8 protein-coding genes are annotated in these 13,272 nt (G+C 69.6%); 5 read left to right on the top strand and 3 right to left on the bottom strand.

Features of this window, described 5'->3' with window-relative positions; all coding sequences use genetic code 11:
* Window positions 1-9 precede the first annotated feature (9 nt).
* Entirely contained in the window at window positions 10-576 is a 567-nt protein-coding gene (locus ACWD68_RS07430) for a GNAT family N-acetyltransferase (protein ID WP_451805513.1), read from the bottom strand.
* A gap of 244 nt (window positions 577-820) precedes the next feature.
* Between ACWD68_RS07430 and secA the strand changes: the two genes are divergently transcribed.
* Window positions 821-3,661 (top strand): preprotein translocase subunit SecA, encoded by a 2,841-nt coding sequence (gene secA / locus ACWD68_RS07425; RefSeq protein ID WP_451805512.1) that lies wholly within the window; start codon window positions 821-823, stop codon window positions 3,659-3,661.
* Between the two features lie 130 nt (window positions 3,662-3,791).
* Here secA and ACWD68_RS07420 read toward each other — a convergent pair whose 3' ends face one another.
* Window positions 3,792-4,058 carry an Rv3235 family protein gene (locus ACWD68_RS07420; RefSeq protein WP_451805511.1) on the bottom strand — a complete coding sequence of 89 codons (267 nt, stop codon included), beginning with the start codon at window positions 4,056-4,058 and terminating at the stop codon, window positions 3,792-3,794.
* Window positions 4,059-4,969: 911 nt separating this feature from the next.
* Between ACWD68_RS07420 and ACWD68_RS07415 the strand changes: the two genes are divergently transcribed.
* Window positions 4,970-5,485 carry a DUF6912 family protein gene (locus ACWD68_RS07415; RefSeq protein ID WP_451805510.1) on the top strand — a complete coding sequence of 172 codons (516 nt, stop codon included), beginning with the start codon at window positions 4,970-4,972 and terminating at the stop codon, window positions 5,483-5,485.
* A gap of 57 nt (window positions 5,486-5,542) precedes the next feature.
* Window positions 5,543-6,208 (top strand): HAD family hydrolase, encoded by a 666-nt coding sequence (locus ACWD68_RS07410; protein WP_451805509.1) that lies wholly within the window; start codon window positions 5,543-5,545, stop codon window positions 6,206-6,208.
* Between the two features lie 52 nt (window positions 6,209-6,260).
* Here ACWD68_RS07410 and ACWD68_RS07405 read toward each other — a convergent pair whose 3' ends face one another.
* Window positions 6,261-6,827 (bottom strand): DJ-1/PfpI family protein, encoded by a 567-nt coding sequence (locus ACWD68_RS07405; RefSeq protein WP_451805508.1) that lies wholly within the window; start codon window positions 6,825-6,827, stop codon window positions 6,261-6,263.
* A gap of 700 nt (window positions 6,828-7,527) precedes the next feature.
* Between ACWD68_RS07405 and ACWD68_RS07400 the strand changes: the two genes are divergently transcribed.
* Both ACWD68_RS07400 and ACWD68_RS07395 read left to right on the top strand, forming a co-directional pair.
* On the top strand, window positions 7,528-12,465 hold the full coding sequence (locus tag ACWD68_RS07400; RefSeq protein WP_451805507.1) for an NAD-glutamate dehydrogenase: 4,938 nt from the start codon (window positions 7,528-7,530) through the stop codon (window positions 12,463-12,465).
* 293 nt (window positions 12,466-12,758) lie between these two features.
* Complete coding sequence (locus tag ACWD68_RS07395) at window positions 12,759-13,253, top strand: GtrA family protein (protein WP_451805506.1); 495 nt, start codon at window positions 12,759-12,761, stop codon at window positions 13,251-13,253.
* Window positions 13,254-13,272 lie beyond the last annotated feature (19 nt).

Here is a 13,272-nt window from a genome sequence, read left to right as displayed (position 1 = left end):
CCGTCGGGCTCACCTGGCAGGCAGGTACGGCGCCGTCGACGGCAGGCCCAGGTCCGACGGGAGCAGCGAGCCCACCCAGCAGTCCCTGCGTACGCCCTTGTTGTTGATGGCGGAGCGGAGGGTTCCCTCGATGGTGAAGCCGGCGCGTTCGGCGACCGCGCGGGAACCGGTGTTGCCGACTTCGGCACGCCATTCGACCCGGTCGACGGACAGGTCCGTGAAGGCCCAACGGGAGGCCGCGACGGTGGCTTCGGCGATGTAGCCGTTGCCGCGGTGCTCCTTCGTCGCCCAGTAGCCGACCTCGCCGACGCCCAGGGAGCGCATGGTGATGGAGAGCATGCCCACCAACTCCCCGGTGGGGAGGAAGACACCGAAGGCGAAGGCGGAGCCGTCCGCCCAGCCCTCGGGCACCATCTGGTCCGTGAAACCCGTCGCGTGCTCGCGGAGATAGGGCGACGGGATCGTGGTCCAGCGCTGGATGTCGGGATCCTGGGCGGCCTCGTAGACGGCGTCGGTGTCGTCCACCCCCACGATGCGCAGGACGAGACGGTCGGTGGTCAGCGTGACGGGGTCCATCGGCCGATTCTGCTCGGGCATCCGGACGGACGCCATTCCTTTGCCCTGAGTGAGGGCTTCGCTACTTTTCGCTGTGTGAACGCGGCACCTTCAGCAACCCTTGCCCGTTGTCCTGGTGGCTGTCACTGGCAGACCTCCCGGCACGGTGTGGTCCTCGCTTACGATGGCCGTTGCTCAAGCTGTGATTTGAAACTGCCATTGAAACCGACCGTCCCAGGCCCGACCGGCAAGGAGACAAACCCCCGTGTCCGTCCTCTCGAAGATCATGCGTGCAGGCGAAGGCAAGATCCTGCGCAAGCTGCACCGCATCGCGGACCAGGTCAACTCCATCGAAGAGGACTTCGTCGACCTCTCCGACGCCGAGCTGAGGGCCCTCACCGATGAGTACAAGCAGCGGTACACCGACGGCGAAAGCCTCGACGACCTGCTGCCCGAGGCGTTCGCCACCGTCCGTGAGGCTGCCAAGCGCGCCCTTGGCCAGCGTCACTACGACGTGCAGATGATGGGTGGCGCCGCGCTCCACCTCGGCTATGTCGCGGAGATGAAGACCGGTGAGGGCAAGACACTCGTCGGCACCCTGCCCGCGTACCTGAACGCCCTCTCCGGAAAGGGCGTCCACCTCATCACGGTGAACGACTACCTGGCCGAGCGCGACTCCGAAATGATGGGCCGCGTCCACAAGTTCCTCGGCCTCGAAGTCGGCTGCATCCTCGCCAACATGACTCCGGCCCAGCGCCGCGAGCAGTACGCGTGCGACGTCACGTACGGCACGAACAACGAGTTCGGCTTCGACTATCTGCGCGACAACATGGCGTGGTCCCAGGACGAGCTCGTCCAGCGCGGCCACAACTTCGCGATCGTCGACGAGGTCGACTCCATCCTCGTCGACGAGGCCCGTACGCCGCTGATCATCTCCGGCCCGGCCGACCAGGCCACCAAGTGGTACGGCGACTTCGCCAAGCTGGTCACCCGCCTGAAGAAGGGTGAGCCCGGCAACCCCCTCAAGGGCATCGAGGAGACCGGCGACTACGAGGTCGACGAGAAGAAGCGCACCGTCGCCATCCACGAGCCCGGCGTCGCCAAGGTCGAGGACTGGCTGGGCATCGACAACCTCTACGAGTCGGTGAACACCCCGCTCGTCGGTTACCTGAACAACGCCATCAAGGCCAAGGAACTGTTCAAGAAGGACAAGGACTACGTCGTCATCGACGGCGAAGTCATGATCGTCGACGAGCACACCGGCCGTATCCTCGCCGGCCGCCGCTACAACGAGGGCATGCACCAGGCGATCGAGGCGAAGGAAGGGGTGGACATCAAGGACGAGAACCAGACGCTCGCCACGATCACCCTCCAGAACTTCTTCCGCCTCTACAAGCGCCACGACCACAGCGGCAAGGAAATGCCAGGTCTCTCCGGCATGACCGGTACGGCGATGACCGAGGCCGCCGAGTTCCACCAGATCTACAAGCTCGGCGTCGTCCCGATCCCGACCAACAGGCCGATGGTCCGCAAGGACCAGTCCGACCTGATCTACCGCACCGAGGTCGCCAAGTTCGAGGCGGTCGTCGACGACATCGCCGAGAAGCACGAGAAGGGCCAGCCGATCCTGGTCGGCACCACCTCGGTCGAGAAGTCCGAGTACCTCTCGCAGCAGCTCGCCAAGCGCGGTATCCAGCACGAGGTGCTGAACGCCAAGCAGCACGACCGTGAGGCGCCGATCATCGCCCAGGCCGGCCGCAAGGGCGCCGTGACCGTCGCCACCAACATGGCCGGCCGTGGTACCGACATCAAGCTCGGCGGCAACCCGGACGACCTCGCCGAGGCGGAGCTGCGCCAGCGCGGCCTCGACCCCGAGGAGCACATCGAGGAGTGGGCGCACGCCCTGCCCGCCGCCCTGGAGCGTGCCGAGAAGGCGGTGAAGACGGAGTTCGAGGAGGTCAAGGACCTCGGCGGCCTCTACGTACTCGGCACCGAGCGCCATGAGTCGCGGCGTATCGACAACCAGCTGCGCGGTCGTTCCGGCCGTCAGGGCGACCCGGGCGAGTCCCGCTTCTACCTCTCCCTGGGCGACGACCTGATGCGCCTCTTCAAGGCGCAGATGGTCGAGCGCGTCATGTCGATGGCGAACGTCCCGGACGACGTGCCGATCGAGAACAAGATGGTCACGCGCGCGATCGCGTCCGCCCAGTCGCAGGTCGAGCAGCAGAACTTCGAGACCCGCAAGAACGTCCTGAAGTACGACGAGGTGCTCAACCGGCAGCGCGAGGTCATCTACGGCGAGCGCCGTCGCGTCCTGGAGGGCGAGGACCTCCAGGAGCAGATCCAGCACTTCATGGACGACACCATCGACGCCTACATCGGGGCCGAGACCGCCGAGGGCTTCGCCGAGGAGTGGGACCTCGACCGGCTGTGGAGCGCCTTCAAGCAGCTCTACCCGGTGAAGGTCACCGTCGACGAGATGGAGGAGGCGGTCGGCGACCGTGCCGGTCTGACCGCCGAGTTCATCTCCGAGTCCATCAAGGACGACATCCACGACCAGTACGCGGCCCGCGAGGAGCAGCTCGGCTCCGAGATCATGCGTGAGCTGGAGCGCCGGGTCGTGCTGTCGGTCCTGGACCGCAAGTGGCGCGAGCACCTCTACGAGATGGACTATCTCCAGGAGGGCATCGGCCTGCGCGCGATGGCCCAGAAGGACCCGCTGGTCGAGTACCAGCGCGAGGGCTTCGACATGTTCAGCGCCATGATGGACGGCATCAAGGAGGAGTCCGTCGGCTACCTGTTCAACCTGGAGGTCCAGGTCGAGCAGCAGGTCGAGGAGGTTCCGGTCGACGACTCGGCGCCGTCCCTCGCCAAGCGGGACGCCGTTCCCGCGGGCGCGGTGCGACCCGAGATCCGCGCCAAGGGGCTCGACGCCCCGCAGCGGCCGGACCGGCTGCACTTCTCCGCACCGACCGTGGACGGTGAGGGCGGCATCGTCGAGGGTGACTTCACCAGCGACGACGAGCCCGTGCGCTCCGAGGCGGACGGCCTCACGCGCGCGGAGCGCCGCAAGCAGCAGAAGGGCGCCCGTCGGCGCAAGAAGTAGCGAGTGAGGGTCGCGGGCGGGTGGTGACAGCCGCCGCGCGCGACCGGTGACACGCCGGAAGGGCCGGGCACCTGATGCCCGGCCCTTCGCGTTGTCCGGGGGCCGCAGGCGGCGTGGGACCGGTCGCGGTTCAGTCGTTCGGGTGGGGCATGCGGGGGCCGCCGAGTTCGATCGCCGTGCAGCGCCAGCGGAGGTCGGGGCCCTGCTCCAGCCGGAACGCCATGGCGCGGAGCTGGTCGCCGGCGCCGATGCGGGCGAAGGCCTCGACGGCGCCGGGGCGTGCGACGTAGTACCCGATGTCCCGTACGACAGGACGGGTGCCGCGGGTGCGCAGGGGGCCGCGTTCGGCGAGCCAAACCAGTTCGTCGTAAGCGCGGCCCGCGGTGTGGCGCAGCATGCAGTGCACGGGACGCGCGCCGCTCAGCACGGCCAGCAGACGCTCGGCGAAGACGTCGGTGGGGCGGGGCTGGGGAGCGGGCGGGCGAGGTGCTTCGGCGGATGTCGTGCCGAGGGGGCGGGCCCCGTCTCGCGCCGTTGCCGGGGCCCGGCTTCCGGCCGGTGCAGTCGACGGGATGCCCGTGGTCCGTGCCGCCCAGGTGCGGCCGGCTGGCTGTGCGGCCGACGGGTGGCCCGTGGTCCGTGTCGCCGACCGGTCGCCGGTGGCCGGAGCGGCGTACGGCCCCGGAGCCGCGTACGGCCGGCTCGGGCTTCCTGGTGTCGGCGGGTGGCCCGTGGACGGTGTCGGGCTCGGGGTCGGGGCCGGGCGGCCCGTGGTGGGTGCCGGGGACGTGGCCGCGCCACCCGGCGGGGGGCTGCCGCCCGGAGGCCTGGTGGGGGTGCCCGGGGTGCGGGGTGGGGTGCTGCCGGGGCGGCGGGTGTCCTGGCGGCCGGGCGGACGGGTGCCCGGGTGGCGCCGCGTCCTGGTCATCACCTTGTTCATACGTCGTCCCCGCTCGTCGGGACCGATCGACACCGTTCGTGGGAACCGATCTCTACCGGTCGGTAACTTTCGTGTTGGGGATCTTGTACGAGGCGGGAGAGGGCCTCCGCAAGGACGGCCGGGGGCGCGTCGCGGGGGCGGGAGAGTTCACCTATCAGGGTTGCCGGGAGGGTCGGAACCCTTGGCGGCACAGGGGTGTACCGGGTGAATCGCGGGCCCGGAGTGGACGCCACGGAGGGTGCGGCCGGGAACTCGAAAGGGGACGCCCGCACGTATCCTGAAGGCCCTCCCCGGAGGCACGGGACCGCTCTCCCCGGAGCGCCGGGACCGCGAACCCTCGGAGCCCCCGACTACGAAAGCGGCCAGCCATGCGCGTCTACGTCCCCCTGACCCTCTCCGGTCTCGCCGAGGCGTACAAGACGGGAGAGCTGGAGGCGGGACCGTTCGTCGCGTACGCGGTGACGCCCGCCCTGCGCGAGTGGTACCTCTCCGACGACATCGAGGAGCTGGAGTACGCGGCGCTGAGCCGTGCCGCACTGGCCTCGCTGCGGCTCCTGGCGGTCGATCCGGGGGCCGTACGGCGCCGGGTCGTCGTCGCGGTCGACGTTCCGGACCGGGCCGCGGTCGCCGACCCCGACCGGGGACTCGATCCCTTGGCGCTCGGCGAGGTGCGGGTCTCCCAGGCGGTGCCGCTGGACAAGGCGGCCGCCGTGCACGTCGACTCGGACGACGCCGAGGCGGAGGTGACCGCGGCCGCGGCGGCGCTGGGCGCGGCGGACGTCGGGGACGACGACGCCCAGTTCGTGGTCGACGGCGCCGAGGACCACGAACTGCTGTGGTTCGCCACGCAGGAGATCCCCAACCTGGTCGGGCTCGGGGAGTAGCCGCCCCGTTCCCGCCCGCGATGAGGCGTTGTCGGTGGCGGCGGGTACGTTCTTGGTATGGGGAAGCAAGGAAACGCGCACATTGTGTGGGACTGGAACGGCACGCTGTTCCACGACAATGTCGCGATCATCGGGGCGACGAACGCGGCATTCGCCGAGCTGGGTCTTGAGCCGATCACGCTGGAGCGGTATCGGGCGATGTACTGCGTGCCCGTGCCGAAGTTCTACGAGCGGCTGATGGGGCGGCTGCCCACGGACGCCGAGTGGCAGATCATGGACGAGACCTTCCACCGGTACTACGCCGAGCACCGCAGAGCGTGCGAGCTCACCGCCGGGGTGCCCGCGCTGCTGGCCGGATGGGGAGCGGCGGGTCGCAGCCAGTCCCTCCTGAGCATGTACGGCCACGAGGAGCTGGTCCCGCTGGTGCGGGGCTTCGGCATCGAGCCCCACTTCGTCCGTGTCGACGGGCGGACCGGGCCCTCCGGCGGCAGCAAGGCCGAGCACATGGTGCGGCACCTCGGGGCGCTCGCGGGTGTCGAGCCGTCCCGCGTGGTGGTGATCGGCGACGCCGCGGACGACGCGATCGCCGCACGGCACGTCGGCGCCGGGGCGGTCCTCTACACCGGCGGTTCCCACAGCCGCGCCAGCCTGGAGAAGGTCGGCGTTCCCGTGGTGGACAGCCTGGAGGAGGCGGTCGGGGAGGCCGAGCGGCTGGCGGCCTGAGGGAGGCCGGAGAGCCGAGCGGCCGCCCCGCGCGGTTCCGTCCGGCCGGGTGTCAGCTCACCGGGGCCTTCGCCCGCAGGACCTTGAGGAACTCGCGCATCCAGGCGGAGTGGTCCGGCCAGGCACGGGCGGAGACCAGGGTGCCGTCGACGACGGCCTCCGCGTCCTGGAAGGTCGCGCCCGCCGCCTGCATGTCGAGTTCCAGCGCGGGGTACGCCGTGACGCGGCGGCCGCTCAGGCTGTCGATGGCCGCGGTGAGCAGGGGACCGTGGCAGATCTGCGCCACCGGCTTGTCCGCGTCGAAGAAGGACTTGAGGAGCTTGCGGAGCTCGGGGTCGTTGCGGAGGTACTCCGGGGCGCGTCCGCCGGGGATGACGAGGGCGACGTAGGCGCCGGGGTCGACCTCCGAGAACGCGAGGTCCGCCGGCCAGGTGTAGCCGGGCTTCTCGGTGTAGGTGTCGAAGCCCGGCTCGAAGTCGTGGACCACGAACTGGAGCTTCTTCCGGGTGGGGGCGGCGATGTGGACGTCGTACCCCTCCTCGCGCAGGCGCTGGTAGGGGTACAGGACCTCCAGTGACTCCGCCGCGTCGCCGGTGACTATGAGGATCTTCGCTGCCATGGTGCTGCGCTCCCGTCGGCCGTCCTTGCGCGTTCCGTTGGTCGTCCCGGTCAACCTGCCTCCGGGGGAGGTGCTTGCCAAGGGGCCGCGCGCTCTTCGGGACACCCGCGGTGGGGCCCGCCCACGCGTCCCGGCTGCCACAGGACTCCGCGGCCGCCGCAGAACACCGCCTGTAGTACGACGGTAGCCCGCAGTCGGCCCGCACTGCATGTCATCGCCCGATTCGTCCCTGTGCATAGTGTCAAAGTTCCACCCCCGGTTTTGTACACATACGGCTCATGACGGGGCCCGGGTAGAGGGCGATAGCCTGGTGACGTGATCAGCGCGATATCTCGCGGGGGCATCGTCGCCCCTGCCCCGCGCCCGGAGCACACGGACGACATCCGTGACCGGGCGCCAGTCGCCGATCTTCGCGAGCGGGACGGGATGACGGCGGACGCCGTGCGCGCGAGCGGGAACGCCGCGAGCGCCGACGGCAATGCACCCCGTACGTCGATGGCACCCCGGGAACGGACGTCGCCGAGAGCAGCGTCACAGTCTCCGAGGGCGTCGAGAATGACCGATACCCCCCCGCTCATCTCACCTTGCGGCATAGCGTCGAAGCAGACCGGACACCCCGCGTCACGGCGTTGCGTCGGAAGCGACGAGACCGTACTTCCTTCAACGTCACGCAACGGCGCGCGACAGGAGCCAGAGGACAATGCAGACCAAGCTGGACGAAGCCAAGGCCGAGCTGCTCGAACGGGCCGCCCGGGTAGCTGAGAACAGCCCGGTCGGGGGGCACCTACCGACTGGGACGACGGGCGAGGGCACCCCCGACCGGGACACCGTGCTCGCGTTCCTCCAGCGCTACTACCTGCACACGGCCCCGGAGGACCTCACCGACCGAGACCCGGTCGATGTCTTCGGAGCGGCCTTCTCCCACTACAGACTGGCCGAGAACCGCCCTCAGGGCACGGCCAACGTGCGCGTGCACACCCCCACCGTCGAGGAGAACGGCTGGACCTGCAGCCACTCCGTCGTCGAGGTGGTCACGGACGACATGCCCTTCCTCGTCGACTCGGTGACCAACGAGCTGTCCCGGCAGAGCCGCGGCATCCACGTCGTCATCCACCCGCAGGTCGTCGTACGACGCGACCTCACCGGCAAGCTCATCGAGGTGCTGCCCGCCCGGCCCTCCGCCGAGGAGCTGCCGCACGACGCGCACGTCGAGTCGTGGATCCACGTCGAGATCGACCGCGAGACCGACCGCGCCGACCTGAAGCAGATCACCGCCGACCTGCTGCGCGTCCTGTCCGACGTCCGTGAGGCCGTCGAGGACTGGGAGAAGATGCACGACGCGGCGCTGCGGATCGCGGAGGAGCTCCCCAAGGAGCCGACCGCCGACGATCTGCGCGACCAGGAGGTCGAGGAGGCCCGTGAGCTGCTGCGCTGGCTCTCGGGAGACCACTTCACCTTCCTCGGGTACCGCGAGTACCAGCTGCGCGACGACGACTCGCTGGCCGCCGTTCCCGGCACCGGGCTCGGCATCCTGCGCTCCGACCCGCAGCACGGCGAGGACAGCCACCCGGTCAGCCCGTCCTTCGAGCGGCTGCCCGCCGACGCCCGCGCCAAGGCCCGCGAGCACAAGCTGCTGATCCTGACCAAGGCGAACAGCCGGGCCACCGTGCACCGGCCGTCGTACCTGGACTACGTCGGGGTCAAGAAGTTCGACGAGAACGGTGACGTCATCGGGGAGCGCCGCTTCCTGGGCCTGTTCTCCTCCGCCGCGTACACCGAGTCCGTGCGCAGGGTGCCCGTCGTCCGCCGCAAGGTCGACGAGGTCCTGCGCGGCGCCGGGTTCTCGCCCAACAGCCACGACGGGCGCGACCTGCTCCAGATCCTGGAGACCTACCCGCGCGACGAGCTGTTCCAGACCCCCGCCGACGAGCTCCGGACGATCGTCACGTCCGTCCTGTACCTCCAGGAGCGGCGCCGGCTGCGGCTCTACCTGCGCCAGGACGAGTACGGGCGCTACTACTCGGCCCTCGTCTACCTCCCGCGCGACCGCTACACCACCGGTGTCCGCCTGCGGATCATCGACATCCTCAAGGAAGAGCTCAACGGCACCAGCGTCGACTTCACGGCCTGGAACACCGAGTCGATCCTGTCCCGGCTGCACTTCGTGGTCCGGGTCGAGCCGGGCACCGAGCTGCCGCAGCTGTCCGACGCCGACAAGGAACGCATCGAGGCGCGTCTCGTCGAGGCCGCGCGCTCCTGGGCCGACGGCTTCGGGGAGGCGCTGACCGCCGAGTGCGGCGAGGAGCGCGCCGCCGAACTGCTGCGCCGGTACGGCAACGCCTTCCCCGAGGGCTACAAGGCCGACCACTCCCCGCGCTCCGCCGTCGCCGACCTGGTCCACCTCCAGGCACTCGGGCACGAACCCCGCAAGGACTTCGCGCTCAGCCTGTACGAGCCGGTCGGCGCGGCACCCGGCGAGCGCCGCTTCAAGATCTACCGCACCGGCGAGCAGGTCTCGCTCTCGGCGGTCCTGCCGGCCCTGAACCGCATGGGCGTCGAGGTCACCGACGAGCGGCCGTACGAACTGCGCTGCTCGGACCGTACGACGGCGTGGATCTACGACTTCGGGCTGCGCCTGCCCAAGTCCCTGAACGGCAACGGCGACTACCTCGGCGACGACGGCCGCGAGCGGTTCCAGGAGGCCTTCGCCGCCACCTGGACCGGACAGGCCGAGAACGACGGCTTCAACGCCCTCGTGCTGAGCGCCGGACTGAACTGGCGTCAGTCGATGGTGCTGCGCGCCTACGCGAAGTACCTGCGCCAGGCCGGTTCCACCTTCAGCCAGGACTACATGGAGGACACCCTCCGCAACAACGTCCACACCACCCGGCTGCTCGTCTCGCTCTTCGAGGCGCGGATGTCGCCGGAGCGCCAGCGCGCCGGTGTCGAGCTGACCGACGCCCTGCTGGAGGAGCTGGACGCCGCGCTCGACCAGGTCGCCTCGCTGGACGAGGACCGGATCCTGCGGTCCTTCCTCAACCTGATCAAGGCGACGCTGCGCACGAACTTCTTCCAGCAGGCGGCCGGCGGCACCCCGCACGAGTACGTCTCCATGAAGTTCGACCCGACGGCCATCCCGGACCTTCCGGCGCCCCGCCCGGCGTACGAGATCTGGGTGTACTCGCCGCGCGTCGAGGGCGTGCACCTGCGCTTCGGCAAGGTCGCGCGCGGCGGTCTGCGCTGGTCCGACCGGCGGGAGGACTTCCGCACGGAGATCCTCGGCCTGGTCAAGGCGCAGATGGTGAAGAACACCGTCATCGTGCCCGTCGGCGCCAAGGGCGGATTCGTCGCCAAGCAGCTGCCCGACCCGTCCGTGGACCGCGACGCCTGGCTGGCCGAGGGCATCCGCAGCTACCGGACCTTCATCTCCGCGCTGCTCGACATCACCGACAACATGGTGGCCGGCGAGATCGTCCCGCCCGCCGACGTCGTCCGGCACGACGAGGACGACACCTACCTCGTGGTCGCCGCCGACAAGGGCACGGCGACGTTCTCGGACATCGCCAACGAGGTCGCGCAGAGCTACGACTTCTGGCTCGGCGACGCCTTCGCCTCCGGCGGCTCCGCCGGGTACGACCACAAGAAGATGGGCATCACCGCCCGCGGCGCCTGGGAGTCCGTCAAGCGGCACTTCCAGGAGCTGGGCGTCAACACCCAGACGCAGGACTTCACCGTGGTCGGCGTCGGAGACATGTCCGGTGACGTGTTCGGCAACGGGATGCTGCTCTCCGAGCACATCCGTCTGGTCGCCGCGTTCGACCACCGGCACATCTTCATCGACCCGAACCCGGACTCCGAGACCTCGTACGCCGAGCGCCGCCGCCTCTTCGAGCTGCCGCGCTCCTCGTGGGCCGACTACAACACCGAGCTGATCTCGGCCGGTGGCGGCGTCTTCCCGCGTACCGCCAAGGCCATCCCGGTCAACGCGCACGTCCGCGAGGCCCTCGGCATCGAGTCAGGCGCCGCGAAAATGACGCCGGCCGACCTGATGAAGGCGATCCTCCAGGCTCCCGTGGACCTGCTGTGGAACGGCGGCATCGGCACCTATGTGAAGTCCGCCGCCGAGTCGCACGCGGACGTCGGCGACAAGGCCAACGACGCGATCCGTGTCGACGGCGCCGACCTGCGCGTCAAGGTCGTCGGCGAGGGCGGCAACCTGGGTCTGACCCAGCTCGGCCGGATCGAGTTCGCCCAGCACGGCGGCAAGATCAACACCGATGCCATCGACAACAGCGCGGGCGTGGACACCTCCGACCACGAGGTGAACATCAAGATCCTGCTCAACGCGGTGGTGGCCAACGGCGATCTGACCGTCAAGCAGCGCAACAAGCTGCTCGCCGAGATGACCGACGAGGTCGGCGCCCTGGTACTGCGCAACAACTACGCGCAGAACACGGCGATCGCCAACGCGCTGGCCCAGTCCCCGAGCATGCTCCACGCCCAGCAGCGGTTCCTCCGTCATCTGGTCCGGGAGGGGTACCTCGACCGGGCCCTGGAGTTCCTGCCCAGCGAGCGGCAGATCCGGGAGCGGCTCAACGCCGGTCAGGGGCTGACCGGTCCGGAGACGGCCGTCCTCCTCGCCTACACGAAGATCACGGTCTCCGTCGAGCTGCTCGCGACCTCGCTGCCCGACGACCCGTACCTGCAGAGTCTGCTGCACGCGTACTTCCCGACGGCGCTGCGCGACAAGTTCCGTGAGCAGATCGACGGGCACGCGCTGAGCCGCGAGATCGTGACGACCGTCCTGGTCAACGACACGGTCAACACGGGCGGTACGAGCTTCCTGCACCGCCTCCGCGAGGAGACGGGTGCCTCGCTGGAGGAGATCGTCCGGGCGCAGACCGCGGCCCGCGCGATCTTCAACTCCAGCGCGGTGTGGGACGCGGTGGAGGCGCTGGACAATGTCGTCGCCGCCGACGTCCAGACCCGGATCCGGCTGCACTCGCGCCGCCTCGTCGAGCGCGGCACGCGCTGGCTGCTCAACAACCGGCCGCAGCCGCTCCAGCTCGCCGAGACGATCACCTTCTTCAGTGACGGTGTCGAGCAGGTCTGGTCGGAGCTGCCCAAGCTGCTCCGCGGCGCGGACCTTGAGTGGTACCAGCAGATCTACGACGAGCTGTCGAGCGCCGGCGTGCCGGACGAACTGGCCACCCGCGTGGCCGGGTTCTCCTCCGCCTTCCCGGCGCTGGACATCGTCTCGGTGGCCGACCGCATGGGCAAGGACCCGATGGCCGTCGCCGAGGTCTACTACGACCTCGCCGACCGCCTGAGCATCACCCAGCTCATGGACCGCATCATCGAGCTGCCGCGGGCCGACCGCTGGCAGTCCATGGCCCGCGCGTCGATCCGCGAGGACCTGTACGCGGCCCACGCGGCGCTCACCGCCGATGTCCTCGCGGTGGGCAACGGAACCTCCACTCCCGAGCAGCGCTTCGAGGACTGGCAGGAGAAGAACACGGCGATCCTCGGACGGGCCCGCACCACCCTGGAGGAGATCCAGGGCTCGGACTCGTTCGACCTCGCCAACCTGTCGGTGGCGATGCGGACGATGCGGACGCTGTTGCGCACGCACTCCTAGGCGGTACGCGAACGGGGGCGCCCAGGGCCATCACGGCCCGGGGCGCCCCCGTCGTGCGTTGTGCCGCCTCCGTTGTGCGAACGGCTCCCCCCCCTCGCACAGGGGGCGGCTCGTCTCTCGCGAAGTGCCCGGGCCGTGCGGTCCGGGCACTTCGCCGTTCTTGCCGGTCTCTGGCGCTGCTCTGACGGTTCTCTGGCGAAACTCCGGCTCGCTATTTACCTATACCTGGTAAATAGGACATTTACCTTAAGGTGAGTTCGACCGACGGACAGACGTGTGGAGGACCCGGACCCGTGACAGTGCACCTCACCGAGAGGCGGGCCCCCGTGGCGGCCCTGCCCGTCATTCGCCCCGTGTACGCCCCGAGAGCCCCGAGGGTCCGCCGGCTCGCCCTGGAGGTGGCCCGCTTCTCGGTCGTCGGCGGCAGCGGGGTCGCCGTCAACGTCCTCTTCTTCAATCTGGCGCTGCACGGCCTGATGTGGGCCCCGATGACCGCCACGGTGATCGCCAGCTGTGTCGCCATGGCGACGAACTACCTCGGCTTCCGCTTCTTCGCCTACCGGGACCGGGCCTCGCGCACCCGGCGCCAGATCGTCCTCTTCTTCGCCTTCAGCGGGCTCGGTGTCGCCATGGAGAGCGCGCTCTTCTATCTCGGCTATCACGGCCTGGGGATGAGCGGCCCGCTCGGCTCGAACCTCGCCAAGGCGCTGTCGATCGTGCTGGCCTCGGGGTTCCGTTTCGTGGCGTACCGGACGTGGGTTTTCCAACACGCGAAGAACGCACGATAAGCCTCAAAAGGGGTCACAG

The sequence above is a fragment of the Streptomyces sp. NPDC005141 genome (assembly GCF_053599975.1).
The sequence above is the reverse complement of the archived record's forward strand: the minus strand, read 5'-3'. Positions and strand labels throughout refer to the sequence as shown.